Annotated in this window: 23 protein-coding genes; 5 read left to right on the top strand and 18 right to left on the bottom strand. The window is 74.5% G+C overall.

Annotated elements, in window-relative coordinates; all coding sequences use genetic code 11:
* Positions 1-16: 16 nt before the first annotated feature.
* The 6 genes from ACQP1P_RS10950 to ACQP1P_RS10925 all read right to left on the bottom strand — a co-directional run bounded on the left by ACQP1P_RS10950 (position 17) and on the right by ACQP1P_RS10925 (position 6295).
* Positions 17-283 carry a hypothetical protein gene (locus ACQP1P_RS10950; RefSeq protein WP_433085577.1) on the bottom strand — a complete coding sequence of 89 codons (267 nt, stop codon included), beginning with the start codon at positions 281-283 and terminating at the stop codon, positions 17-19.
* A gap of 31 nt (positions 284-314) precedes the next feature.
* The gene (locus tag ACQP1P_RS10945) at positions 315-2627 is read right to left on the bottom strand and encodes an Hsp70 family protein (RefSeq protein ID WP_433085575.1); all 2313 of its coding nucleotides are present in this window, start codon (positions 2625-2627) and stop codon (positions 315-317) included.
* 123 nt (positions 2628-2750) lie between these two features.
* Positions 2751-3614: a glycoside hydrolase family 88 protein gene (locus ACQP1P_RS10940; RefSeq protein ID WP_433085573.1), complete on the bottom strand. Its 864-nt coding sequence runs from the start codon at positions 3612-3614 to the stop codon at positions 2751-2753.
* A gap of 7 nt (positions 3615-3621) precedes the next feature.
* Positions 3622-4059, bottom strand: a complete 438-nt coding sequence (locus ACQP1P_RS10935; protein WP_433085571.1) for a nitroreductase family deazaflavin-dependent oxidoreductase — start codon at positions 4057-4059, stop codon at positions 3622-3624.
* A 12-nt stretch (positions 4060-4071) separates the two neighbouring features.
* Complete coding sequence (locus ACQP1P_RS10930; RefSeq protein WP_433085569.1) at positions 4072-5304, bottom strand: AI-2E family transporter; 1233 nt, start codon at positions 5302-5304, stop codon at positions 4072-4074.
* An 85-nt stretch (positions 5305-5389) separates the two neighbouring features.
* The gene (locus ACQP1P_RS10925) at positions 5390-6295 is read right to left on the bottom strand and encodes a hypothetical protein (RefSeq protein ID WP_433085567.1); all 906 of its coding nucleotides are present in this window, start codon (positions 6293-6295) and stop codon (positions 5390-5392) included.
* Positions 6296-6578: 283 nt separating this feature from the next.
* On the opposite strand from ACQP1P_RS10925, the gene ACQP1P_RS10920 reads away from it, so the two are divergent.
* Both ACQP1P_RS10920 and ACQP1P_RS10915 read left to right on the top strand, forming a co-directional pair.
* A complete protein-coding gene (locus ACQP1P_RS10920; RefSeq protein ID WP_433085565.1) occupies positions 6579-6872 on the top strand; it encodes a DUF3040 domain-containing protein in 294 nt (97 codons plus the stop codon).
* A 307-nt stretch (positions 6873-7179) separates the two neighbouring features.
* Complete coding sequence (locus tag ACQP1P_RS10915; RefSeq protein ID WP_433089963.1) at positions 7180-7920, top strand: 3-keto-5-aminohexanoate cleavage protein; 741 nt, start codon at positions 7180-7182, stop codon at positions 7918-7920.
* Between the two features lie 78 nt (positions 7921-7998).
* Here the strand turns inward: ACQP1P_RS10915 and secA2 are convergent, their stop codons facing one another.
* Entirely contained in the window at positions 7999-10326 is a 2328-nt protein-coding gene (gene secA2, locus ACQP1P_RS10910; RefSeq protein WP_433085563.1) for an accessory Sec system translocase SecA2, read from the bottom strand.
* A gap of 204 nt (positions 10327-10530) precedes the next feature.
* Between secA2 and ACQP1P_RS10905 the strand changes: the two genes are divergently transcribed.
* Positions 10531-11355, top strand: a complete 825-nt coding sequence (locus tag ACQP1P_RS10905) for a Sir2 family NAD-dependent protein deacetylase (RefSeq protein ID WP_433085561.1) — start codon at positions 10531-10533, stop codon at positions 11353-11355.
* Between the two features lie 142 nt (positions 11356-11497).
* Here ACQP1P_RS10905 and ACQP1P_RS10900 read toward each other — a convergent pair whose 3' ends face one another.
* A complete protein-coding gene (locus ACQP1P_RS10900; RefSeq protein ID WP_433085559.1) occupies positions 11498-12019 on the bottom strand; it encodes a type 1 glutamine amidotransferase domain-containing protein in 522 nt (173 codons plus the stop codon).
* A 91-nt stretch (positions 12020-12110) separates the two neighbouring features.
* Here ACQP1P_RS10900 and ACQP1P_RS10895 point away from each other — a divergent pair, with 91 nt between their 5' ends.
* Positions 12111-12596, top strand: coding sequence for a GNAT family N-acetyltransferase (locus ACQP1P_RS10895; RefSeq protein WP_433085557.1), 486 nt, complete (start codon positions 12111-12113; stop codon positions 12594-12596).
* A gap of 5 nt (positions 12597-12601) precedes the next feature.
* Here the strand turns inward: ACQP1P_RS10895 and alc are convergent, their stop codons facing one another.
* The 10 genes from alc to uraD form a co-directional block, all read right to left on the bottom strand.
* Positions 12602-13558 carry an allantoicase gene (gene alc, locus ACQP1P_RS10890; protein ID WP_433085555.1) on the bottom strand — a complete coding sequence of 319 codons (957 nt, stop codon included), beginning with the start codon at positions 13556-13558 and terminating at the stop codon, positions 12602-12604.
* Complete coding sequence (gene allB, locus ACQP1P_RS10885) at positions 13555-14859, bottom strand: allantoinase AllB (protein ID WP_433085553.1); 1305 nt, start codon at positions 14857-14859, stop codon at positions 13555-13557. The genes alc and allB overlap by 4 nt, the downstream gene beginning before the upstream one ends.
* Positions 14856-16022: a DUF6986 family protein gene (locus tag ACQP1P_RS10880; RefSeq protein WP_433085552.1), complete on the bottom strand. Its 1167-nt coding sequence runs from the start codon at positions 16020-16022 to the stop codon at positions 14856-14858. The genes allB and ACQP1P_RS10880 overlap by 4 nt, the downstream gene beginning before the upstream one ends.
* 1 nt (position 16023) lies before the next feature.
* Positions 16024-18240, bottom strand: coding sequence for a xanthine dehydrogenase subunit D (gene pucD / locus ACQP1P_RS10875; protein ID WP_433085551.1), 2217 nt, complete (start codon positions 18238-18240; stop codon positions 16024-16026).
* On the bottom strand, positions 18237-19574 hold the full coding sequence (locus tag ACQP1P_RS10870; RefSeq protein ID WP_433085550.1) for an 8-oxoguanine deaminase: 1338 nt from the start codon (positions 19572-19574) through the stop codon (positions 18237-18239). Before ACQP1P_RS10870 ends, pucD begins: the two co-directional genes overlap by 4 nt.
* Complete coding sequence (locus tag ACQP1P_RS10865) at positions 19571-20029, bottom strand: (2Fe-2S)-binding protein (RefSeq protein WP_433085549.1); 459 nt, start codon at positions 20027-20029, stop codon at positions 19571-19573. Before ACQP1P_RS10865 ends, ACQP1P_RS10870 begins: the two co-directional genes overlap by 4 nt.
* Entirely contained in the window at positions 20020-20871 is an 852-nt protein-coding gene (locus ACQP1P_RS10860; RefSeq protein ID WP_433085548.1) for an FAD binding domain-containing protein, read from the bottom strand. The genes ACQP1P_RS10865 and ACQP1P_RS10860 overlap by 10 nt, the downstream gene beginning before the upstream one ends.
* Positions 20859-21716 carry a factor-independent urate hydroxylase gene (pucL, locus tag ACQP1P_RS10855; protein WP_433085547.1) on the bottom strand — a complete coding sequence of 286 codons (858 nt, stop codon included), beginning with the start codon at positions 21714-21716 and terminating at the stop codon, positions 20859-20861. Before pucL ends, ACQP1P_RS10860 begins: the two co-directional genes overlap by 13 nt.
* 4 nt (positions 21717-21720) lie before the next feature.
* Positions 21721-22023 carry a hydroxyisourate hydrolase gene (gene uraH / locus ACQP1P_RS10850; protein WP_433085546.1) on the bottom strand — a complete coding sequence of 101 codons (303 nt, stop codon included), beginning with the start codon at positions 22021-22023 and terminating at the stop codon, positions 21721-21723.
* Positions 22024-22231: 208 nt separating this feature from the next.
* A complete protein-coding gene (gene uraD / locus ACQP1P_RS10845) occupies positions 22232-22726 on the bottom strand; it encodes a 2-oxo-4-hydroxy-4-carboxy-5-ureidoimidazoline decarboxylase (protein ID WP_433085545.1) in 495 nt (164 codons plus the stop codon).
* A 202-nt stretch (positions 22727-22928) separates the two neighbouring features.
* Here uraD and ACQP1P_RS10840 point away from each other — a divergent pair, with 202 nt between their 5' ends.
* Positions 22929-24203 carry an AAA family ATPase gene (locus ACQP1P_RS10840; protein ID WP_433085544.1) on the top strand — a complete coding sequence of 425 codons (1275 nt, stop codon included), beginning with the start codon at positions 22929-22931 and terminating at the stop codon, positions 24201-24203.
* Positions 24204-24648: the final 445 nt, after the last annotated feature.

Here is a 24648-nt window from a genome sequence, read left to right as displayed (position 1 = left end):
CAGCCTCGCGCCGGTCTCACCTCGGCGTCACCTCGAGCACGCGGGTGGCCGGGACGGCGGCACCGTACCGCTCCCGCAGCGCCTGCCGATCCGGGTCCTCGATGAACGCCGACAGCCCCTCGCGCGAGGCGAAGCGGATGACCTGCACCTCCTCCCGGCCGGTGGTGAGCCGGCGCTCGAGGGTCCCGCCGTGGCGGGGCAGCAGGGCCAGGACCTCGTCCTCGTAGCGCGCCGAGTCCTCCGACACCAGGTCGACCAGCGCGACCAGCAGCAGTTCCGTCACGCCACCAGCCAAGCACACAGCCGGAGGGGGCTCAACCGACGTCCCAGACGCGCACCACGCCGTCGCGGGACCCCGTGGCCAGGCGGGTGGCGTCCTTCGGGCTGAAGGCGAGCGCGTCGATCGGGCTGCGCGCCTGGTCGTAGGAGCGCAGGCGCTCACGCGTGGCGGGGTTCCACAGATGTACCCGCTGGTCGTCCCCGGCCACCGCGAGCACGGCGCCGTCCCGGTCGAAGGCGACGGCGTTCACCGGCGTCCGGTCGCCGGCCAGCCGCGCCGCCACCACGCCCGCCTCGCCGGTCCACAGCAGCACGTCGCCGTCGGCTCCGGCGGTGGCCAGCGGGTAACCCCCCGGGCTGTAGGCCAGCGCGCGGACGGTGCCGCCGTGCGCGACGGTGGCGTCGAGCGGCTGCCGGGCGCCGTCGGCGCTGCTGTAGATCACCGGCGCCGGGGCCGTCCCGGCGAGCGCGACGTCGGTGGCGTCCGCGGCGCCCGGGTTGAACGCGGCCGCCGTGACCGCGCCAGGGTTGAACGCGCCGAGCTCGGCGCGCCGGCGCCCGGCCGCGACGTCGTACACGAGGCCGAAGCCGGTGTCGCCGCCCACCACCAGCAGCGCGCCGGTGCGGTCGAAGCCGAGCGCGGTGATCTGCGCCGGGCGGTCGAGGACGATGCCCTCGCCGCTCTCCTGGCGCGTGGCCACGTTCCACAGGTGCACGCAACCGTCGTCGCCGCCCGCGGCCAGCAGCCGGCCGTCGGGGCTGAACGCGACCGACCGGGTCGCGGCGTTCGTGGTCAGCGTGGCCGCCTTCTCGTCGCCGACGTCCCACAGGCGCAGCGTCCGGTCGTCGCCGACGGCCGCGAGGAGCCGGCCGTCGGGGCTGAACGCGACGGCCCGCACGGCGCCGACGGCCCCGCGCAGTTCGGCCACGACCGGCCCGCGGTGCAGCCAGGCGCGCACGCCGAGCACGCCCGCGACCACGACGAGGATCACGACCGCGGCGGCGACGAGCCGCCCCGGGCCTCGCTTCCGCGCGGCGGCCTCGGGCTTCGGAGCCGACACCGGCCCGGGCTTCGGAGCCGACACCGGCCCCGGCTTCGGAGGCGTCCCGGGCGCGGGCTTCGAAGGCGTCCCGGGCGCGGGCCTCGGAGGCGTCACCGCTTCGGCGACGGCCACCGCCGCGACCGGGGCGGCGGCCGGGGGAACCGGGACGACCGGTGCCGGCGACACGGACTCCGGCGCGGCGAGGACCGGGGTCAGGTCCTCGGTCGGCAGGGCGGTCTCCCAGCGCGCGGCCGGGGCCAGCAGGCTGCCCTCCGCGACGGCCAGCTCCGGCTGGTCGACGATCGTCGGCGCGATCCGCAGCGCCCGGTGCAGCAGCGTCGCGGCCAGCGGGATGCGGGACGAGCCACCGACGAGGAACACGCCGGCGATGCGCTCCGGCACGGCGCCCGACTCGCGCAGGACGCGCACGGTCAGCGCGACGGTCCGGTCGAGGTACGGCCGCGCCGCCGCCTCGAACTCCTCCCGCGTCAGGTGCAGGTCCCGGTCGAGCAGGGGCAGGTGCAGGTCGGCGGTCGCGTGCCGGGTGAGCTGTTCCTTGGCCGCGCGCGCCCCGGTCCACAGGGCCCGCCGGGCCTGCTGGTCGGCCTGGTTCTGCGGCCAGTCGAGGCGCCCCCAGGCCTCGGCGGCGCCGGGGGTGAGCGTGCGGGCGTGCTGGACCACGGCCGCGTCCAGGTCCAGGCCGCCCACGTCGGCCAGCCCGTCGGCGGCGAGGACCTCGAAGCCCCCGCCGGCGGCCGCCCGGCGCACGACGCTCACGTCGAAGGTGCCGGCGCCCAGGTCGTACACCACGACGGTGTGGCCGGGCCGCAGGTCGTGGACGGTGCCGAAGTACGCCGCGGCGGCCACGGGCTCGGGGACCAGCCCGACCTCACCCAGCCCGGCCCGGCGCGCGGCCTCGGCCAGCAGGCTCAGGCGGGTCCGGCCCCAGGCCGCGGGGTGGGTCAGCACCGTCTCGGCCATGGGGCCGCCCGCGACCCGCCGCGCCTCGGCGCCGACCCGGTCCAGGATCGCGGCGAGGACCTCGGCGACGGGGAACTCCCGCTCCCCCAGCCAGACGGTGCCGTCGTCGATGCGGCGCTTCGGGTTGGCCTCCAGCCCGGCGGGCCGGGCGATCGCGGCCCGCTCGGCGTCCTGCCCGGTCAGCAGCTCGGGGCCGGAGCCGGCGAACACCGCGGAGGACAGCAGCGGCGAGGCGTCGAAGAGCAGGGGCCGCGACGCGCCCGGGAACGCCAGCACGGCAACGGTCGTCGACGTGCCCAGGTCGATGCCGAGCCGGTATGCCACCCGCACACTGTACGAGTTCCGGCCAAATCTCCGAGCCCCGGCCAAATCTCCGAGCCCCGGCCAAGTCTCCGAGCCCGGCCAAATCTCCGGGCCCCGGCCGAGTCTGCGGGCCCCGGCCGGATCTCAGCCCGCGGCGGCCTCCGCCAGCAGGTGGAACGCCTGGGCCTCGGCCGAGGTGCCCGGGCGGTCGAACGTGGGCGCGCCGCAGACCGAGGTGACGAGCCCGTCGACCACGAAGGGGGCCACGGCGGCGCGCAGGGAGCCGGCGACGGCCGCGTAGGAGCCGGGGAGCCAGCCGTCGGCGACGCCGGTGTACGCCGCGTACGCCAGCATCTGCGCGAGGTTCGCCTCCCGGAACGAGCCCGGATCGTCCAGGACGTCCCCGAACAGCCCGTCGCCGCGGCGGCACCGCAGGCAGGCGTCGATCACCTCGCGCGCGTGGCCGGCGAAGGGCGCGGCGAGGCCCGGGTCGTGCCGGATGGCCCGCGCGAGCCCGGCGGCGACCCAGCCGCTGCCGGTACCCCAGCACTTCGGGCGGTTGTCGGCGGCGAGGTAGAGCCCGTCGCGGCACAGCCGGGCGCGGTGGCCCTCGGCCTGCCGCACGGCCAGGTCGGGGCGGCCGGCGAGGGCGAGCATCGGCACCACCATGTAGACGGAGTCGGCCCAGACCTCCGGCGCGTCCAGCAGATGGTAGAGGGTGCCGTCGGCGGCGCGCGGCGCCCGCTCGACGATCCAGTCCAGTTGACGGCGGGCGGGTTCGGCGTCATCGAGCAGGACGGCACCCTCGTAGACGGCGGCCGAGTTCACCGATCCGCGCTCGCCGCCGATGGTGCCCAGCCGCCCGTCCGGGCTCTGGTGCACGACCGCGTCGCGGGCCAGCCGCCGGGCCAGGTCGGTCAGGCCCAGGTCGAGCAGGGCGTGGATGGCCACGCCCTGCTCCCAGTTCTGCCGCTGCATCGCCAGCAGCGTGATCAGGACCGGATTCACCCTCGCGTCACTGCTGGGGCGTGAGCACGAAGACGGGGATCTGCCGGTCGGTCTTCTGCTGGTACTCGTCGTACGCCGGCCACGTCTCGGTGGCCCGCTTCCACCACTGCTCCTTCTCCGCGCCGGTGACCTCGCGGGCCGTGTAGTCGCGCTTGACCGGCCCGTCCTGGAGCTCGACGTGCGGGTTGGCGACGATGTTGTGGTACCACACCGGGTGCTTCGGCGCGCCGCCCAGCGAGGCCACGACCGCGTACTCCCCGTCGTGCTCCACCCGCATGAGCGGCGTCTTGCGGATCTTGCCCGACTTGGCGCCGAGCGTCGTCAGGACGATGACGGGCCGGCCCTGCATCGTGTTGCCCTCGGCGCCGTTGGTGCGCTCGAACAGTTCGGCCTGGTCACGCGACCACTGGGACGGGCTCGGCTCGTACTCACCGGACAACGGCATGGTGCATGCTCCTCACTGATCCTTGATCTCCTCGTCGACGCTACCCTCCGGCTCCGGCTCGGGCTCCGGTTCGGGTTTGTCGACCTCCTCGTCGGTGTTCTCCACTCCCGGCGGCTCCTCACTCTCGTCGGTGGGCTCGCCGTCGGGGTGCTCGGAGAGGTACCGCACGGCGGTGTTGCCCACCGCGAGCAGCGGCACCGCGACGAGCCCGCCCACGATCCCGGCCGCCACCACGCCCGTCGTGATCGCCAGGATCACCGCGAGCGGGTGCAGCGCGACCGCCCGGCCCATGATCAGCGGCTGGAGGACGTGCCCTTCCAGCTGTTGTACGGCGATGACGACGCCCAGCACGAGCAGCGCGCTGACCGGCCCGTTGGTGACGAGCGCGACGAGCACGGCGACCGTGCCGGAGAGCGTGGCCCCGATGACCGGGATGAACGCGCCGAGGAACACGAGCGCGGCCAGCGGCAGCGCGAGCGGGATGCGCAGGACGGCCAGGCCGATGCCGATGCCGAGCGCGTCGACGAACGCGACCAGCACCGTGGCGCGCACGTAGGAGACGAGGGTGTACCAGGAGTAGTGCCCGGCCCGCGCGACGGGCAGCTGGGCCTGGCGCGGCAGCAGCCGGCACAGGAACGCCCAGATCTGCCCGCCGTCACGCAGGAAGAAGAACAGCGTGAACAGCACCAGGAAGAAGCCGGTGGCCACCTCGCCGAGCGTGGTCGCGGTGCTCAGGGCCCCGGAGGTCAGCGCGCCCCGGTTGGCCGTGAACTGTTTCTCCAGCGAGCTCACCGTGTCGTTGAGCTGCTTCTCGGAGATGTGCAGCGGCCCGGAGGCGAGCCAGCGCTGGATCTCGCCCAGCCCCTCGCCCACGCGGCCGGAGAGGTTGTCGAACTGGGCGATGAACGTGTAGATGATCACGCCCAGGCCGCCGAAGACCACGATGAGGCCGCCGACGAGCACGATCGCGGCGGCCAGCGAGCGATGCAGCCCGTGCCGGCGCAGCCAGCCGGCCACGGGTTCGAGCAGCGCGGCGAGCAGGACCGCCACTGCGACCGGGATGACCATCAGGCGCAGGGCGGCGATGACCTTCAGCAGCAGGTACGCGGCCAGGATGAACAGCACGATCCGCCAGGCCCAGGCCCCCGCGACCTTCACGCCGCGGGGGATGCCGTCCTCCACAGTGGACGCGGGCCGCACCTCCACCGGCCCGGCGAAGGGCGGCACGGCACGCGCCGCGCTCAACCGCGTTCGTGCACGCTCACCGACCTGGGTTATCCACTGCGCCATGCCACGGCAGTACCCCTAACGAGGTGGGATCAACCGGGCATTACTTCTGGCGGTCGTACCGGGAGAAGTCGTCGGGGTTGTCCTTGCTCGACGTGCGCCAGATGTCGCCGTTGCACGTGTAGTTCGCCGGGTCCAGGTTGGGCTCGAGCTGGATCTTGCCGGCCTCGGTGCCATCGACGCTGATCGTGACGACAGTGGTGGCCTCGCCGCCGGCGTAGGAGATCACGCCGTCCTTGGTGGTCATCTTCCACTCCGTGCGGCCGGCCCAGGTCGCGGTGACGGTCCGGCCGTCGTCGGTCTTGCCGCTGTAGGACGTGTTGGTGTCGTCCTCGATGGCGTTGCCGTCCTCCTTGATCTCCCAGATCTTGCCACCGCCGGTCATCTTGACCGTGGTCAGGTTCCCGCGCTTCGCGGTGTCCGTGCCGGTGAGGTCGACGACCTTCTGGTACGAGGTCTGCTTCCACTTGCCGACCAGGCACTTGTCGATCGGGCCGGTCTGCGAGGCGCCCGCCTGCGGGGTCACCGGGCCGTCGGGCTTGCGGTTGAGCGAGACCACGACGATGGCGACGACGACGACCACGAGCAGCACCGAGCTGATGATGAGCGCGGGGAAGAACCTGCTGCGGCGGCCGGAGCCGGCGCCGCCTGGCATCGGCGGGCCGGACGTCTGGTACGCCGGGGGCTGCTGGTACGCCGGGGGCGCGCTGTACTGCTGGGACGCGTACGGCACGGCGGAGTACGGCTGGGCGGCCTGGGGCTGCTGCGGCTGCTGGTACTGGGGATACGGCGGCTGCGGCGGCTGCGGCGGCTGCACCGGATACTGGGGCGGGTACTGCTGCGGCGGGGGCTGGGGCTGGCCATAGGGCTGCTGGGGCTGACCGTAGGGCTGCTGGGGCGGGTAGTTGCCGCTCTGGTCGGGCTGCTGCCACTGCCTGCTCGGGTCCACGTCCCTATTCCTCCCCTGTGCGGCCGCACGGCTAACTCGGCGCGCAAAGTTCACGCATCCTTCCGCGTGAACCCCTCGCGTCATTCGCCGTCGAGAATGGCACACGCACCCGTCTTTCGCAGGTCGCACTTTCCGGCAAAAGCCGCGTATCGCCACGGCGCTGACCAGCGAAATCCCACTTGGCGCCAACTGGCCGACCCACGGCGGGGGTTTGTGTGTGACGATCGATCGCAGCGGGTACACGTCGCGCACCGGGCAGGCCCGTCGGAGGAGGTTGGGCGTCATGCTCAGCGAGAGCGAGCAGAAGCGGCTCGCAGACATCGAAGCCGCGTTGCGGAGCGATGCGCGCTTCGTCAATGGATTCAACCGGGCCATGACTCGCCGGATCACGCCCCGCCGCGTGACCTCGGTGATCATCGCCATAGCCGCGATCGTCGGCGCCATCATCGGACTGGCCGCCGGCAGCGTCTTCGGGACGGTGCTGGCGATCTGCGCCCTCGGCGTCGCCGGCGGCGTCTGGACCTACCGCCCGGCCCAGGCCGAGCCCGTGATCCCCCGGATAGACACCGAACTCTAGAACGTTCCCCCATCGCGTTCCCCGGCCCCGCCAGGCGCCGGGGAACCGTCGTATCAGCCGGGAGGGCGCGATGGGCCGCGGCGATGATCGCACCGCGGCCCATCGCGCCGGCCGCCGGCGCCGAGCACGTCGTGGAGGCCGGCCTCGACGCCCCGTCCGGGGTGGCACCGATCATGGGCCGCGCACCGCCGGCCGGGCCCGGACACGCGCTGACGGTGGCGCCCGGGCGGGGATGTGTCCCGAATGTGCGGAATCCGGGCGTGTCGATCTTGCTCCCGGCAAGACAAGGGGCGACAGTAGGCCGGTGATGCCCCCGATCGCCCGGCTCAAGGCGGCGCTCAACGGTGGCCGGGCGCCCGGCGAGCACCCGGCCCTGCCCTGCTCCCCCGCCCAGCTCGCCGAGGCCGCGCAGCGCGCGGTCGCGGCCGGAGCCGAGGCCGTGCACCTGCATCCGCGCGACGACGCCGGCGCGGAGTCGCTGGCGGCCGCCGACGTGGGCGCGGCGGTCGCGGCCGTGCGCCGGACCTGCCCCGGCACGCCGGTCGGGGTCACCACCGGGCTGTGGATCACCGGGCGAGACGTCGCCGCGCGGCAGACGGCGGTCGCGGGGTGGGCGGGGCTGCCGCGGTACGAACGCCCGGACTTCGCCTCCGTGAACGTCTCCGAGCCCGGGTTCACCGCGCTCGCCGCCACCCTGGGCGAGCTCGGCATCGCGGTCGAGGCCGGGGTGTGGACGCTCGAGGACGCCGGGGCGCTGTCGATCGCGGGCGGGGTGCCGCGCGTGCTCGTCGAGATCATGGGGCCGGGCGTCGACGCCGAGGCGATCCTGGCGCGGCTGGACGAGGTCGGCGTGGCCGGCGAGCGGCTGCTGCACGGCGAGGGTCCGCTGTGCTGGCCGATGGTCGAGCTGGCGGGGCGGCTCGGGCTGCCGACGCGGATCGGGCTCGAGGACACCCTCACCGGTCCCGGCGGCGCGCCCGTGGCGGACAACGCGGCACTGGTACGGCTCGCGCTGTCGGTCTGGTCGGCGGCCCGGTCAGGCTCCTAGCGGCCCGCCGGAGCGCGGCCGGCAACGGCGGACGGCCGCCGCGCGAGCGCGCGACGGCCGTGATCCGAACCGGGGCGGCTAGCCCTTCTTGACGCCCTTGCCGCTGCGGAACAGCTTCACCATGCCGGCGAAGAACCGCTCCATCTCGGAGCCGAACGGGTTGTCGCTCACCACGTAGGTCCAGGTGGCGCTCGGCCGCACCAGGCCCGCGTTCTCCGGCTCCCAGTCCGGCCCGTCGATCTCCAGCTCCTCGAACTCGGAGACCGTGCGGTTGTCGATCTCGGCCAGCAGGCCGCGGAACGCCGGGATCGCCTCGCGGTGGAACTCGTCCAGCGGGTCCTGCGAGCCGAGCACCCGCAGGTGGATGCCCTCCCGCAGCTCGCTCATGTCGGCCAGGTGCTCCGACCACGCCTGGTCCGCGTGGAACAGGGCGATCTGGCGCGCGATGCGCAGCAGCGTCTCCTCGCCCAGCTCCTCGGCGAGCTCGTTGTACTTGTCCGGCGACCGCTCCGCGAGCAGCTCGCCGGCCGCGTCGGTGGTCAGCAGCTCCTCGCGCCGCTTGCCGTGCAGCTGGCGGTGCTGGTCGAGCAGGTAGTTGTACCGCCAGGTGTTGCGGTGGATCTCGAGGTTCACCGTCTCGGCGACCCGCTGGGCGGAGCCGATCGCCCACCGCACGTCCTCGTCGTCGATGGCGCCCTCGGCGTCGGCGCGGCCCATGGGCATGGGCTCGGGACCGTACCGCTCGACGAGCTCGTCCTCGAGCGAGACGAAGAACATCGACTCGCCCGGGTCGCCCTGCCGGCCGGCCCGGCCGCGCAGCTGGTCGTCGATGCGGCGCGAGTCGTTGCGGGCCGTGCCGATCACGAACAGCCCGCCGAGGTCGGCGACCCGCTCGCGCTCCTTCTCGTCGCTGCCGCCGAGGCGGATGTCGACGCCGCGGCCGGTCATCTGCGTCGAGACCGTCACCGCGTTCACCGCGCCGGCCTCGGCCACGATCGCGGCCTCCGACTCGTCGTTCTTCGCGTTGAGGACCACGCACTCCACGCCCTCCTCGGCGAGGGTGGCGGCCAGCCGCTCGGACTCGGCCACGCTCAGCGTGCCGATCAGCACCGGGCGCCCCGTGGCGTGTATCGCGACGATCTCCGCGACCACGGCGATGTCGCGCTCCTCGGCGGAGGCGTAGACGCGGTCGGGCCAGTCCTTGCGGATGTTGGGCAGGTGCGGCGGGATGACCGCGACCTCGAGCTTGTAGAACTCCCGCAGCTGGTCACCGACCGGCATGGCCGTGCCCGTCATGCCGCAGATCCGCTTGTACTGCGTCAGGAACGCCTGCACCGTGATGGTCTGCAGCACCGTGCCGCCGCCGCTGGAGCGGATCTTCTCCTTGGCCTCGACCGCGGCCTGCAGCCCGTCGGGCCAGCGGCGCCGCTGCGCCACCCGGCCGCGGAACTCGTCGATGAGCTCGACCCGCTCCTCGCGCACGATGTAGTCGACGTCGCGGACCAGCAGCGCCTCGGCGTGCAGCGCCAGGTTGACCGCGGTCAGCGTGTCGACGTTCTCCGCGGCGTAGAGGTCGATGTCCAGGGCGGATTCGACCTTCGCCAGGCCCTGCGTGGTCAGGTGGGCGGTGCGGCCCTCGTCGACGACCTCGTAGTCGCGATCGCGGTGCAGCCCGCCGACGATCTCGGCGATCGCGATCGGCTGGTCCTCGCCGGCGATGGTGGAGCCGGCCAGCACCAGCGGCACCCGGGCCTCGTCGATGAGAATCGAGTCGGCCTCGTCGACGATGACCGTCGCGAACTCCCGGTGCACCCGGTCGGCGGTGTTCGTCACGATCGAGTCGCGGAGCAGGTCGAAGCCCGCCTCGCTGACCGAGACGTAGGTGATGTCCTGCGCGTAGGCCGTGCGGCGCTCCTCCGGCGTGGAGGACTCGTTGACCCACCCGACGGTCAGGTCGAGCAACTCGTAGACCGGCCGCATCCATTCGGCGTCGCGGCGGGCCAGGTAGTCGTTGACCGTGATGACGTGGACCGGGCCCTGCGCGGCGTAGCCGGCGGCGGCGATCGCGGCGGTCAGCGTCTTGCCCTCACCGGTGGCCATCTCGACGACGTGCCCGGCCAGCAGCACCTGGGCGCCGAGCAGCTGCACGTCATACGGCCGCTCGTCCAGGGCCCGCTTGGCCGCCTCCCGGCCCAGCGCGCACGCCTCGACGAAGTCCTGGGGGTCTTCCCGCTGGTGCAGTGCCGTGGCGGCGGCACGGAGCTCGTCGTCGGTGAGCTCGGACAGCTCGGCCTCGCGCCTCTCGATCTCCGGCAGCAGGGCGCGCATCGGCTCGAGGTCGATCGTGGTGCCCGGCTGCTCCTGCAGCTTGCGGCGCCACGCGTTGAATTTGCTCACCAAACCCATGCCGAACACGATACGTCGCCCGCGGCGGGCACTGTGCGCCCCATCACGCCCTATCTCAGGACCGGTCGAAACCGGTTGAAACTTTCCGCGTGCTCGGCACGACGGCGCCATGGACGACACCGGCGCCGAGCGGCTCCAGCGGGACGGTGACCATCCGGGCGGCCTTGAGCCGGGCGCCGTGCGGCGCGAGGCAGTATTGATGCCGTGGAACAGTCAGTCACGGCGCTGAGCGCGCTCGTCGGCAAGGGCGGCGTGCTCGTGCTCAGCGGGGCCGGCCTGTCGACGGAGTCGGGCATCCCCGACTACCGGGGGCCGAGCGGGGTGCGGCGCAACGCCCAGCCGATGACCTACCAGACCTTCACCCGCGACCCGATCGCCCGCCGGCGGTACTGGGCCCGCAGCCACCTCGGCTGGCGCACCATCGCGCGGGCCGCCCCCAACGCCGGGCACCACGCCGTCGGGCGGCTGCAGGGGCTGGGCCTGCTCACCGGCGTCATCACGCAGAACGTCGACGGCCTGCACCAGGCCGGCGGCGCGGACGGCGTCGTGGAGCTGCACGGCGCCCTCGACCGGGTGATCTGCCTCGACTGCGGCGAGCTGTCCGGGCGCGACGAGCTCGACGAGCGGCTGGGCGCGGCCAACGCCGGCTTCGACGCGGTCGCGGGCGGCATCAACCCCGACGGCGACGTGGACCTCACCGACGAGCAGGCGGCCGGGTTCGCGGTCGTGGACTGCACGGGCTGCGGCGGGATGCTCAAGCCCGACGTCGTGTTCTTCGGGGAGAGCGTGCCGCCGCCGCGGGTGCGGGCGTGCTTCGACCTCGTGGAGCGCTCCGCCGCGCTGCTGGTGCTCGGCTCCTCGCTCACCGTCATGTCGGGCCGCCGCTTCGTGGTGCGCGCGGCCAAGCTCGGCCTGCCCATCGCCATCGTCAACCAGGGCCCGACCCGCGGCGACGCGCACGCCTCCCTGCTGCTCGACGCTCCCCTGGGGGCCGTCCTGTCGAGGGTCGCCTGGGATCTGCGCACCTGAACGGCCGCCGGGGTCGAGCGCTTAACCGGAGCGCCGGTCCGCACCACGGCGGACCCGAGCCGGGCCCGCGCCGGCAGGTCCGCCGCCGGTCGCCCTACGGCTCGTGGCCGCCCCGGCGGCGGTCGCGCGGCGCCCGGAGCGCTCAGCGCTCCAGCTGCTCGACCAGTGCCTGGCAGAAGGCGGGCAGGTCGTCGGGCTTGCGGCTGCTGATGAGGTTCCCGTCCACGACGAGCTCCTCGTCGACCCAGGTCGCCCCGGCGTTGCGGTAGTCGGTCCGCAGCGACGGCCACGAGGTGAGGCGCTTGCCGCGGACCGCGTCGGCCTCGATGAGGACCCAGCCGCCGTGGCAGATGACCGCGATCGGGCGTCCCAGGGCCGCGAAACCGCGGACGAACTCGACGGCCTCCGGCTGCCAGCGCAGCAGGTCGCCGTTGGCGACCCCGCCGGGCAGGACCAGGGCGGCGAAGTCGCCCGGGCTCGCGTCGGCCGCGGTGGCGTCCACGTCGAACCGGTCGGCCGGGTCGAGGTGGTGGTATCCCTGCACCTGTCCCGGCTCGGGCGAGATCAGCCGCGGCGTGTGGCCCGCGTGCTCGACCGCCTTCCAGGGCTCGGTCAGCTCGGCCTGCTCGATACCTTCCTTGGAAACAAGAAATGCGACATCCATGCCGATCCGGTACCCGCCGGGGGGCCGCCCAACCGGATGCGGCCGAATTCGCCGTTGCGGGCCGCACCGGGGTGTCCCAGGCTTACCAGCTGTGAAGCCCACCGTCAGACGGGCCGCCGCCACCGACACCGAGGAGCTCGTCCGGCTGCGGATCGTGATGCTCGAGGACATGCACGGCGAGCCCGCCCCGCCCGGCGAGTGGTCCCGGCACTGCGCGGCCACGCTGCGCCGCCGTCTGCCCGTCCCGGACCCCGACGCCACCCTGGCCGCGTTCGTCGTCGACCGCCCGGCCGGGCCGGGCCTGGCCGCGTGCGCGGTGGGCACGATCGAGGAGGGCCTCGCCTCGCCCGGCAACCCCGGCGGCCTCACCGGCTACATCTTCAACGTGGCCACCCACGAGCCGTACCGCCGCCAGGGCCTGTCCACCGCGTGCCTGGACGCGCTGCTGGCCTGGTTCGAGGCCCGCGCGGTGCCGGCGGTGCGCCTGTTCGCCTCCCGCGACGGCCTGCCGATGTACGAGCGGATGGGCTTCCGGCGCGAGACCAGGACCTCGATGGAGCTGGTCCTGCCGCGCTGACGCGCTCAGGGGCCGGTCTCGCCCCACAGGCGCAGCCGGGACATGCCGCCGTCCGGGTAGATGTCGAGCCGCACGTGGCTCGCCGGCCGGTCGGAGTCCAGCCGGAAGAAGTGGCGGGTGTCCGGCTGCGTGGGCGTGCGCGCCAGCAGGTCGAACCACGCGGACTCGTCCGCCGGGTCGGCCGTCGCCCGCAGCGAGGCCGCGCCGGGGGCGTTGCCCTTGAAGTGGGTGGTGTCCAGCTCCACGAGGCGGATGCGGCCCGCGGCGGCCAGGCGGACGAGCACCCACTCGTTGCCGGGCTCCCGCCGCCGCGCGGTCTCCCAGCCCTCGCTCATGCGCCGCGGGCGGTCCGGCAGCAGCAGGTTGCCCGGCGAGCCGTAGAACCTGTCGCTGCACCCGGCCACCACCGCGCCCAGCTCCATCGCGGCCAGGTTCGCGGTCAGGCCGTGCAGCAGCGCCGGGTCGGGCCGCGCCTCGCCGTGCACGCGCAGCCGGGCGACGCCGCCGTCCGGGAAGATGTTCAGGCGCACGTGGGTGTAGCGGGCCGGGTCGGCGACCGGGAAGTGGTTGCGGTGGTCGCCCCGCACCGGGGACTTCGCGACGATCCCGGTCCATGCGGCGGCGGCCAGCTCGTCCGGGGACGGGTGGCCCGGCAGCTCGGCGGCGTCGACGGAGACGTGCGGCGGGTAGTTGCCGGTGAAGTGCGCGGTGTCGACCACCACGCCGTGGATCCGGCCCGGGGCCCCGAGCCGGACGATCGCCCAGTCGTGGCCGGGCGAGCGGCGCCGGCGGGTCTCCCAGCCGTCGTACACCTTGCCCTTCGGCCCGTACGTCCACGTCTCGTGCCCGGACGGCTCGGGGTTGACGAGGTTGTCCATGGCCGCGAAGAACTCGTCGTTCGCGGCCACGACGCCGCCGCCGAGGACCCGCGAGGCCAGGTCGGTCAGGTCGGTGAAGGTCATGCGTCCTCCCGCAGCAGCAGTCGGCCCCTCGCGGTGCCGCCGGTCGGCTCGCCCCGCAGCCAGGTCGTGTGCACCGCGCCGGTCAGCTCGCGGGCGGCGTACGGGGTGACCGGGTGCCGATGGTGCAGGGCCGCCGGGTCCACCGTGAAGGCCGCCTCCGGGTCGAAGGCGACCAGGTCGGCGTCGGCCCCCGGCGCGATGCGGCCCTTGCGGCGCAGGCCCACCAGGTCGGCCGGGCCGGCGGCCATCCAGCGCACCACGTCGGCGAGGGTGAAGCCGCGCTCGCGGGCGGCCGTCCACACCGCGGGCAGGCCCAGCTGCAGCGACGCGATCCCGCCCCAGGCCGCGGCGAAGTCGCCGGAGTCGCGGCGCTTGAGGTGCGGCGTCGACGGCGAGTGGTCGGACACGACGAGGGAGATGGTGCCGTCGGCGAGGCCGCCCCAGAGCCGGTCCTGGTTGCCCGCGTCGCGGATCGGCGGGCAGCACTTGAACTCCGTCGCGCCGTCCGGGACCGCGGCGGCGTCCAGGGTCAGGTAGTGCGGGCAGGTCTCGGCGGTGGCGCGCACCCCGTCGCCGCGGGCCCGGCGCAGGGACCCGAGCGCGTCGGCGGCGGACAGGTGCAGGATGTGCACGCGGCGGCCGGTCGCGCGCGCCGTCTCCAGCGCGGTGTCGACCGCGGAGACCTCGGCCGCGGCCGGGCGGGACGCGAGGAAGTCGGCGTAGGCGCGCGACGGGCGGGCGTCGTGCAGCCGGGCCGGGTCCTCGGCGTGGACGATGAACAGCGCGTCGACGGCGGCGAAGGCCTCGGCCAGCCCCGCGGGGTCCAGCGGCGGGAACTCGGGCACGCCGGAGTCGGCGAGGAAGCTCTTGAAGCCGAAGACGCCGGCCTCGTGCAGCGGGGCGAGGTCGGCGGCGTTGCCGGGCACCGCACCGCCCCAGAAGCCCACGTCGACGTGGCAGCGGCCCCGGGCCGCGGCCTGCTTCTCGCGCAGGGCCGCGACGGTGGTCGTCGGCGGCAGCGAGTTCAGCGGCATGTCGACGATGGTGGTGACGCCGCCGGCCGCGGCCGCGCGGGTCGCGGTCGCGAAGCCCTCCCACTCGGTGCGGCCGGGCTCGTTGACGTGCACGTGGGTGTCGACGAGGCCGGGCAGCAGCGACAGGCCCTCCAGGTCGGTGACCGGGCCGTCGCCGTCCGCCGCGTAGTCGCCGACCGCGACGATCCGCCCGTCGTGGACGGTCACGGTGGCGGCGCGGGGGCCGCCGGGCAGGTAGACCTGGCGGGAGCGCAGAGAGAACGTCACAGGGCCTCCAGCACCTCGCGGGGATGGCGCACGTCGCCGGGGCGCAGCGCGCCGCAGTGCAGGCCGCGCAGCAGGAACCGGGCCATGGCCCGGGCCGTCGCCGGCTCGTCGAGGTGCCCCCGCGTGCGGCGGCCCAGGTAGTGCCCGAGGCGCCGGCTGGCCTCGCCGACGCCGTCGCGGAAGAACTCGAACGTGGCCCCCCAGCGGGTCACCAGGTGCCCGGGGTGCAGGTCCCAGCCCTGGTAGATGCCGCGCTCCAGGCTGCGGCGCACGAGCCGGGCGTGCAGGGCCCAGGCGCGGTGCACCTCCTCGGTGCCGCCGGCCGGGATGACGTTCGTGGAGCCGTCGGCGACGTTGACCCCGGTGCCGGCCGCGGCCGCCTGCATGACGGCCTTGGCGTGGTCGGCGACCGGGTGCTCGAGGCTCTGGTACGCCGGGGCGACGCCCAGCGCGGTGCTGTAGTCGTAGGTGCCGTAGTGCAGGCCGGTGAGCCGCCCGTGCGAGCGGACGATCATCTCCGGCAGCGGGCTGCGGCCGTCGGCGCCGAGGATCGCCTGCGGGGTCTCGACCTGCAGCTCGAAGCGCAGCGCGCCCTCGGCGAGGCCGTGCGCGTGCTCGAGCTGCCGGCACAGCAGCACGGCGGCGTCGGCGTGCCCGGCCGAGGTGGCCTTCGGGAACGTGATGACGAAGCCGTCCGGCGGCGGGCCGAGCGCGGTGAGGAACGCGTCGAGCGTGCGGGCCGCCCGCAGTACCGTATCCGGCTCCAGGCTCTTGCACCGCAGCCCGCAGAAGGCCGGCGGGCTCGTGCGCAGGGCGGCCCCCGCCGCGGTCGCGTGGGCGTCCTCCTCGTCGTCGCCGCGGCGGCCGTACCCGTCCTCGAAGTCGACCCGCAGGTCCTCGATCGGCTCGGTGACCAGCTTGCCCAGCACCAGCTCCACGATCTCGTCCGGGAACGGCGGGCGCCCGTGGTCGCGGACCAGGCACCGGGCCTGCTGCCCCCACTGCCCCGCGGTCGCGGCCGAGAAACGGTCGGCGGGCACGTAGACCGTGTGCACCGGCTGCCGTACGACCGCCGTGTCCGCCACCTGGCCGGGCAGCCGCAGGCGGTCCAGGTGCTCGGCCCGCACCCGCAGCTCCTCCAGGTCCCGCTCCGACAGCGCCATCTCACGTTCCCGTCAGGTGCTCGGGCCGCACCGGCACCCGCTTGAGCGGCAGGCCGGTGGCGGCGCGGATCGCCGCGACGATCGCCGGGGTGGACGAGATGGTCGGGGGCTCACCGACGCCGCGCAGCCCGTACGGCGCCTCGGGATCGCCCAGCTCGAGCACGTCGATGCGCATCGGCGGGACATCCAGCATGGTCGGGATGAGATAGTCCGTGAACGACGGGTTGCGGATGCGCCCGTCCACGACCTGGATCTCCTCCATCACCGCGAGCCCGAGCCCCTGGGCGGTGCCGCCGGCGATCTGGCCGCGCACCGACTGCGGGTGCAGCGCCCGCCCGACGTCCTGCGCGGTGGCGATCTCGACCACGCGCACCAGCCCGAGCTCCACGTCGACGTCGACGGTGGCCCGGTGGGCGGCGAACGCGTACTGCACGTGCGCGTCCCCCTGCCCGGTGCGCGGGTCGAGGGGGGACGTGGGCCGGTGCCGCCACTCGACGGTCTGCTCGATCGGCTGGTCGCCGAGGACGGTGACGAGGACGGCGGCGAGGTCGGTGACCTCCCCGCCGGCGCGGCGCTCGATCTCGCGGCGCACGGCCTCGCAGGCGGCCTTGACCGCGCCGCCGGTGACGTAGGTCTGCCGCGACGCCGACGAGGACCCGGCGCTGCCGATCGTGGTGTCCGCGGTGGCCACCGTCACCTGCCGCACCCCGAGCTCGGTCCGCACGATCTGCGCCATGACCGTGACGAGCCCCTGGCCGACCTCGGCGGCCGCGGTGTGCACGACCGCGACGGGCTCGCCGCCGACGAGCTCGAGGCGCACCCGGGCGGTGGAGTAGTCGTCGAAGCCCTCGGAGAAGCCGACGTTCTTGATGCCGACGCCGTAGCCGACGCCCCGCCGCACCCCTTCGCCGTGCGTGGTGTTGGCGACGCCGCCGGGCAACCCGCGGGGGTCGCCGCTGCCGGGCGGGGGCGGCGGCAGGTCGCGGACCCGGCGCAGGAGCTCGGCGACGGGCGCCGGCCCGGTGACGACCTGGCCGGTGGGCATGGTGTCGCCGGGCTGCAGGGCGTTGCGGGCGCGCAGCTGCACCGGGTCGAGCCCGAGCGCGGCGGCGAGCCGGTCCATCTGCGACTCGTAGGCGAAGCAGGCCTGCACGGCGCCGAAGCCGCGCATCGCGCCGCACGGCGGGTTGTTGGTGTAGACCGCGTAGCCGTCCACGGTGACGCTCGGCACCCGGTACGGCCCGACGCCGAGCGTCGTGGCGTTGGCGACGACGGCCATGGAGGTGGACGCGTACGCGCCGCCGTCGAGCACGATCCGGGCCCGCACGTAGAGCAGCCGGCCGGTCTCGTCGGCGCCGTGCTCGTAGCGCAGCCGGGCCGGGTGGCGGTGCACGTGGCCGAAGAAGGACTCCTCGCGGGAGTACACCATCTTCACCGGCCGCCCGGTGTGCAGCGCCAGCATGCACGCGTGCACCTGCATGGAGACGTCCTCGCGGCCGCCGAACGCGCCGCCGACACCGGCCAGGCTGAGCCGCACCTTCCCCGGCGGCAGCCCGAGGCAGTCGGCCACCTGGGCGAGGTCGCCGTGCAGCCACTGGGTCGCGATGAACAGGTCCACGCCGCCGTCCTCGGCCGGGATCGCGAGCCCGGACTCCGGGCCGAGGAACGCCTGGTCCTGCATGCCGACCTCGTACTCGCCGGTGACGACGACCGGCGCGACGACGTCCTGCGGGCCCTTGCGGATCGGCACGTGCCGCAGCAGGTTGCCGGACTCGTGCACCGGCGCGGAGGCCGGGTCGAGAGCGGCCTCGCTGTCCACGACGGGCGCCAGCACCTCGTACTCGACGCCGATGCGCGCCGCGGCCCGCCGGGCGGTCTCGGGGTGGTCGGCGGCGACGATGGCGACCGGCTCGCCGGCGTAGCGGACCTGCCCGATCGCGAGCACCGGCTGGTCGCGGTGCTCCAGGCCGTAGTGCTTGGCCCCGGGCACGTCCTCGGCGGTGAGCACGGCGTGCACGCCGGGCAGCCGCAGGGCCTCGGTCAGGTCGACGGACACGATCCGGGCCCGCGGGTGCGGGCTGCGCAGGGTCGCGCCCCACAGCATCCGGTCGGCCCACAGGTCGGAGGAGAACGCGAACTCCCCGGTCACCTTGAGCGTGCCGTCGGGCCGGACCGGCGAGGTGCCGATGCCGCCGGCCGTTGCCACCGAGGTCGTCATCGCAGCCTCCTCGCCGCCCGGGCCAGATCGGTGGCGACCCGCGTGACGTCCACAGTGGACAGCGAGCCGTCCTGGACCACCGCGCGGCCGCCGACGAGCAGCAGGCGCAGCGGGGCGGCCGGGCCGAGCACGAGCGCGGCGACCGGGTCCTCGATGCCGGCGTGGCCGAGGCCGTCGAGGCGCCACAGCGCGATGTCGGCGAGCTTGCCGGGCTCCAGCGAGCCGAGCTCGTCGGCGCGGCCGAGGCAGCGGGCCCCGCCGATGGTGCCCAGGGCCAGCGACTCCCGCGCGCTCAGGGCGGCGGGGCCGCCGCGCAGCCGGGCCAGGTAGAGCGCCTGGCGCAGCTCCGCGCCGAGCTCCCCGGCCTCCTGCGAGGCGGCGCCGTCGACCCCGAGGCCGACCGGGACCCGGGCGTCGAGCAGGTCACGGACGGGGGCGATGCCGGCGCCGAGGCGGCCGTTGGAGCTCGGGCAGTGGGCGACGCCGGTGCCGGTCGCGCCCAGCCGGGCGATCGCGGGCGCGTCGAGGTGCACGCCGTGGGCGAGCCAGACGTCCTCGCCGAGCCAGCCGAGGCCCTCGGCGTACTCGACCGGCGTGCGGCCGTGGACCTCGCGGCAGTACGACTCCTCCTCCACCGTCTCGGCGAGGTGGGTGTGCAGCCGCACACCCTCGGCCCGGGCCAGCTCGGCCGCCTCCCGCATGAGCCGCGGGGTGACGGAGAACGGGCTGCACGGCGCGACCGCGACGCGCACCATGGCGCCCGGCGAGGGGTCGTGGAACCGGTCGATCGCGTCCTTGGTCGCGGCGAGCGCGGCGTCGGTGTCCTCCACGACGGAGTCCGGGGGCAGCCCGCCGTCCTTCTCGGAGAGGTCCATCGAGCCGCGGCACGGGTGGAAGCGCAGCCCGACGGCGGCGGCCGCGTCGATCTCGGCCGCGAACGGGTCGCCGCCGCCGCGCGGGAACACGTAGTGGTGGTCGGTGCTCGTCGTGCACCCGCTCAGCGCGAGCTGGGCCAGGCCCGCGGAGGCCGCGGCGTGCACGGTGCCCTCGTCGATGCGGGCCCAGATCGGGTACAGCTCCCGGAGCCAGCCGAACAGGATCTCCTGCTGCGCGTGGCCCCGGGTGGCCCACTGGTAGAGGTGGTGGTGGGTGTTGACCAGCCCCGGGGTGGCCAGGCAGCCGCGGCCGTCGACCCGCGTGACGCTCTCGTCGCCGGTGTGGGGCCCGGCACCGACCGCCACGATCCGGTCGCCCGCGACGACGATGTGCCCGTCGGCGTGCTCGGTGCCGGCCGCGTCGACGGTCGCGATGGCGCACCCCTCGATGACGATCATCGGCGGGCCGCCAGCTTCACCGCGGCGATGATGTGCTCGTAGCCGGTGCAGCGGCACAGGTTCCCGGCGAGGGCCTCGCGGATGTCCGGGTCGCTGGGATCCGGGTTGCGCTCCAGCAGGTCGTGCACGGCCACGATGAGCCCGGGAGTGCAGAAGCCGCACTGGACGGCGCCGGCGGTCAGGAACGCCTGCTGGATCGGGTGCAGCGCGCCGGGCTCGGCCAGCCCCTCGACGGTGCGCACCGCACGGCCCGCGGCCTGGCCGGCGGCGACCAGGCAGGCGCAGACCGGGGTGCCGTCGAGGTACACCGTGCATGAGCCGCACTCGCCCTGCTCGCACGCGTTCTTGGCGCCGGGCAGGCCGAGCCGTTCCCGCAGCACGTAGAGCAGGCTCTCGCCCGCCCAGACGTCGTCGGCGGTGCGTTGCTCGCCGTTCACGGACAGATTCAGCCGCATCGGTACTCCTCCCACGCCCACCGCAGCGTCCGTCCAGCGAGGACGGCAAGGGCGTGGCGGCGGTAGGCGGCGCTGCCCCGCACATCGTCGATCGGGCGCGCCGCGGCCGCGACGAGCTCGCCGAAGCGCGCCACCGCCGGCTCGGGCAGCGGCTCGCGCGACTCCCACGGCAGCTCGGCGGCGAACGACTCCGCCTCGGCGGCCCGCAGCGGGGTCGGCCCGGCCGAGCCGATCCCGGTGCCCGCGGCCCGGCGCACCGGGTCCAGCGCCAGGGCGAACGAGCAGACCGCGATCACCATCGCGTTGCGCGTGCCGACCTTGGCGAACTGCTGCGGGCCGGGCGCGGGCGGGATGCGGAACGCGGCGATGAGCTCGTCCGGCGCCAGGGCGCTGCGCTTCGGGCCGGCGAAGAACGCCGCCGCCGGGATGCGCCGGGCGCCGCGCACCGAGGCGACCTCGACCTCGGCCCCGCACGCGAGCAGCGGCGGGTGGGCGTCGCCGGCCGGAGAGGCCGAGCCGAGGTTGCCGCCGACCGTGCCGCGGTTGCGGATCTGCGGGGAGCCGACCGTGCGGGCCGCGAGGGCCAGGCCGGGCAGGCGGTCGCCGAGCTCGTCGATGAGGCGGCGGTACGTCACCCCGGCCCCGACCCGCAGCACGTCACCGTCGGCGGCCCACTCCGCGAGCTCCCGGACGCGGGTCAGGTCCAGCAGCGCGGGCGGGCGGCGGCGGTCGAAGTTCAGCTCGACCATGACGTCGGTGCCGCCCGCGATCGGCACCGCGTCGGGGTGCTCGGCCTTGGCCGCGAGGGCCTCGCCCCAGGTGGACGGGCTCAGAAACTCCACACGACCTCCTCGGGGATCGCCACGCCGTCGCGGCGGACCACGCCCTCGATGAGCCCGTAGGGCCGGTCGGCCGCGTAGTAGACCTCGTTGGGGTTGTCGAGCCCGAACGGCGCCAGGTCGACGAGGAAGTGGTGCCGGTTGGGCAGCGAGAGCTTCACCTCGACGACGTCCGGGCAGCGCAGCAGCACCCGCGAGCCCATCGCGAACAGGGTCTGCTGCAGGGCGAGGCTGTAGGTGTCGGCGAACGCCTCGACCAGGGCCGCCCTCGCCGGGGCGGGATCCGTGAACCCCTCGGCGGCGCGCCAGGTCGCGTCCACCGACGTGGCGAGGACGCGGTCGCGGGTCTCGGGCAGGGTGGTGTAGCGGTCCTTGATGTACCCGTGGAATTCCGAGTCCGTGGTCTTGAGCAGCACGAGCCCCGTGATGCCGGAGACGACCTGGGTCCCGTGGTGTCCATGGTGGACGGTGGCGGTGCGGGTCTCGCCGCCGTCGCGGCGGAAGGCGTGCCCGGTGCCGAGGCTCTGCCACGGGTACTGCTGGATCGTGACCCTGGCCTCGTGGATCGTGGGCTGGGTGGCCACGAAGTGCTCGGCGAGCCGGGCCGCGAACGCCTCGATGCTGTCGATGCCGAACTCGCGGGCGAAGGCGTAGACCGTGTTCTTCTGGGTGTCGGTGGGCAGGACGGCCGCGTTGTCGCCGGTCAGGTGGCTGGCCGCGAGGTCGCCGCGCAGGGCGACGCTCACGTTGAGGTCGGTGAGGCGATCGCCGTCCGCGGCGCGCTCGACGCGCACCAGGCGCGTCTCGGCCTTGCCGTACTGGTTCGGGCCCAGCTCGAAGATCGGCAACTGCTCAGCTCCCTCGGTAGGTGGAGTATCCGAACGGGCTCAGCAGCAGCGGGACGTGATGGTGGCGGGCGTCGGCGATCGTGAACACGATCGACACCTCGGGGAAGAAGGCGTCGGGGCCGAGGTAGGCCGCGGTGTCGATGATCAGCCGGTAGCGGCCCGTGCCGACGTCGTCCCAGCGCAGGCGGCCGTCGACGTCGGTGAGCCCGTCGCCGACGAAGATCCGCTCGGCCGTTTCCAGCCGGATCGGCACGCCCGAGGCCGGAATGCCGCGGGCCGTGTCCAGCACGTGCGTGGACAGGCTCATGCGGCACCAGCCCTGGCCCTGGCTCCGGCACCAGCCCTGGCTCTGGCTCTGGCACCAGCCCTGGCTCTGGCTCCGGCTCTGGCCTTGGCTCCGGCTCCGGCTCCGGCGTTGGCTTTGGCTCCGGCTCCGGCTCCGGCTCCGGCTCCGGCGTTGGCTTTGGCTCCGGCGCCGGCTTTGCCGCGGTTTCGGGCGCTTCGCTGGGGTTCGCTCATGCGGCCTCGGCTTCCTCGGCCAGGCGTTCCAGCCGCAGCTCGACGATCTTGCGCAGCTCGCCGCGGACCACGACCCGCTCGGTGTCGTCGTCGTTGCGCAGCCGGCCACGGGCCGCCGCGAGCACCTCGTCGGTCGACTTGCCGCTCGCGAAGATCAGGAACAAATGGCCGAAGCGGCGCTCGTAGGCCTCGTTGACCTCGGCCAGCTCGTCGTCGGCACCCTCGACGCCCGACTGCTCGAGGCGGGACCAGGCGGCTTCGGTACCGTCGCCGGAAGGTCGCCGGCCGATGCGCGGATGCGCGGCGAGGGCCCGTTGCAGATCCGCCCAGCCGAGCTCGTCGAATGCCGTCACGCCCGCCACCACCAGGTCGGCGGGCGTCTGATAGGGCCGCCGGGCGACCACCCGGGCGGCCCAGCCCCGCGACGCGCAGCAGGCGAGCAGGGCCTCCTCGGCGGCCTCGGGCGCGAGGCCGTTGAACCGGTCGAGCATGGCATTCCTTTCCTATCCCCGGGACAGTACTCCGGGGATGTTTCATGTCCAGCCCTTCGCGCTCCTGTCCAGTATCCCCGTTTTGTCCGATGCCCGGTCCGGAAACCTGCCCCCTTTTTTCGCCACCGGTCTCGCACTGCCGCCCCGGGCCGGACGCCTCGGGCGGCATCGAACGCCGGCGAGCCGTGGCAGACTCGAACACATGGCCGAGCATGAGTTGCGGCCCGCGGTGGAGGTCGTCGACGTCGGCGGGCGGGTGGTGCGCGTCGTCGACGGGCACCTGCTCGCGGCCGGCGACGTGGTCGGGCACGACCTGCCGCACCGCGGAGTCGAGATCGTCGTCGACGGCGAGGGCTACCGGGCCCGCTGGGTCCGCGGCGCCTTCAACCTGCCCGCGTTCGCGAAGGTCTTCGCGGGCGGCGCGGCCGGCGGCGCCCTGTTCCGCCTGCTCGGCCTGCCCGGCGCCGTGCTGGGCACGATCATCGCGGTCGGCCTCGCGCGCAGTGCCCGCCCCGCCCGCGCCACCGACGTGCACGATCCGGCCGTCCACGTCGAGGAGGACGGCCCGGATCTCGTACTGCGCTCGGCCTCCCTCCCCGCCCTCGTCCTCGCCGTCATGGAGCTCACCGGCTCGTCCGGCCCGGTGACGGTGAGCCCCGCGGCCGAGGCCCCGGCCGGCCCCGAGGGCGTCCGGCTCGACGACGTCGGCGGCCTCGAGGACGTCGTCGCCCAGTTCCGCGACGTCGCCGTGTCGTTCCGCCACCCGGACGTGATGGCCCGCTGGGGCGCCACCCGGCCGCAGGGCATCCTCCTCTACGGCCCGCCCGGCACCGGCAAGACCATGCTCGCGCAGGCCCTGGCGAACGAGATCGACGGCGACCTGCGCGAGATCCGCACCCCCGAGATCCTCGACAAGTGGGTCGGCAACTCGGAGAAGAACATCCAGCGCATCTTCACCGAGGCCCGCTCCCTGCGCCGCCCCACGGTCCTGCTCTTCGACGAGTTCGACTCGATCATCAGCTACACGGGCGCCGCCTTCGACGCCGCCGGCCAGATGATCAACGCGGTGGCGGGCATCTTCAAGCAGGAGATGAACACGCTCATCGAGGCCAACCCGAACGTCATCGTCGTGGCGACGACGAACTTCCCCGACCGCGTGGACGCCTCCCTCGTGCGCTCCGGCCGCTTCGACCTGAAGCTGGCCGTGCCGCCGCCGGGCCCGCGCGCGCGAGCGGCGATCCTGGGCAAACTCATCCGGGGCCTGATCGCCCGGCACGAGACGGCGGCGTTCCGCATGTTCGCCGACGACGTGGACCTGGACGCCCTCGCGGCCGCGGCGACGGGGCTGACGGGCGCGGACCTCAAGGAGGCCTTGCGGCGGGCGCAGCTGGACAAGGCGATGAGCGAGGCTCGCAGCGGGGCGGCGGCTCCGATCACGCAGGCCGACCTGCTGGCGGCGATCACGCGCCTGACCTGACCTCCCACCGCGCCGGCTCACGCCCCGGCTGCCCGCGCCGCGCGTCGCTCGCCCGAACCTTGGCCCTTCTCGCACTACGCCGCGTCGCCCACGTTCGTCGCCGCCGCAGCCGCGCGTCTCGTCGCCGCATCGCACGTTTCGTCGTCGCATTGTGCACGTTCGTCGCCGCATCGCACATCGCCGCCGCTGCGCCACCAACGCGCACGTTCCGCCACCGCATCATGCACGTTCGTCGCCGCATCGCACACCACCGTCGCTGCGCCACCAACGCGCACGTTCCGCCACCGCATCATGCACGTTCGTCGCCGCATCGCACACCGCCGCCGCCGTGCCACGAACACGCACATTCCGCCACCGCATCACGCACGTTCGTCGCCGCATCGCACACCACCGCCGCCGTGCCACCAACGCGCACATTCCGCCACCGCATCACGCACGTTCGTCG

The sequence above is a fragment of the Dactylosporangium sp. CA-052675 genome, from assembly GCF_050947935.1.
Lineage (GTDB): Bacteria > Actinomycetota > Actinomycetes > Mycobacteriales > Micromonosporaceae > Dactylosporangium.
Note: the sequence above shows the minus strand (reverse complement) of the source record. Positions and strands in the feature narration are given on the sequence as shown.

Excerpts from the sequence above, each read along its gene's own strand:
- ACQP1P_RS10920 (WP_433085565.1), top strand. The coding sequence starts at position 6,579 with ATGCTCAGCGAGAGCGAGCAGAAGCGGCTCGCAGACATCGAAGCCGCG.
- ACQP1P_RS10840 (WP_433085544.1), top strand. The coding sequence starts at position 22,929 with ATGGCCGAGCATGAGTTGCGGCCCGCGGTGGAGGTCGTCGACGTCGGC.
- uraH (WP_433085546.1), bottom strand. The coding sequence starts at position 22,023 with ATGAGCCTGTCCACGCACGTGCTGGACACGGCCCGCGGCATTCCGGCC.
- ACQP1P_RS10870 (WP_433085550.1), bottom strand. The coding sequence starts at position 19,574 with ATGATCGTCATCGAGGGGTGCGCCATCGCGACCGTCGACGCGGCCGGC.
- ACQP1P_RS10880 (WP_433085552.1), bottom strand. The coding sequence starts at position 16,022 with ATGGCGCTGTCGGAGCGGGACCTGGAGGAGCTGCGGGTGCGGGCCGAG.
- pucD (WP_433085551.1), bottom strand. The coding sequence starts at position 18,240 with ATGACGACCTCGGTGGCAACGGCCGGCGGCATCGGCACCTCGCCGGTC.
- ACQP1P_RS10935 (WP_433085571.1), bottom strand. The coding sequence starts at position 4,059 with ATGCCGTTGTCCGGTGAGTACGAGCCGAGCCCGTCCCAGTGGTCGCGT.
- uraD (WP_433085545.1), bottom strand. The coding sequence starts at position 22,726 with ATGCTCGACCGGTTCAACGGCCTCGCGCCCGAGGCCGCCGAGGAGGCC.
- alc (WP_433085555.1), bottom strand. The coding sequence starts at position 13,558 with ATGACCTTCACCGACCTGACCGACCTGGCCTCGCGGGTCCTCGGCGGC.
- secA2 (WP_433085563.1), bottom strand. The coding sequence starts at position 10,326 with ATGGGTTTGGTGAGCAAATTCAACGCGTGGCGCCGCAAGCTGCAGGAG.
- ACQP1P_RS10915 (WP_433089963.1), top strand. The coding sequence starts at position 7,180 with ATGCCCCCGATCGCCCGGCTCAAGGCGGCGCTCAACGGTGGCCGGGCG.
- ACQP1P_RS10900 (WP_433085559.1), bottom strand. The coding sequence starts at position 12,019 with ATGGATGTCGCATTTCTTGTTTCCAAGGAAGGTATCGAGCAGGCCGAG.
- ACQP1P_RS10865 (WP_433085549.1), bottom strand. The coding sequence starts at position 20,029 with ATGCGGCTGAATCTGTCCGTGAACGGCGAGCAACGCACCGCCGACGAC.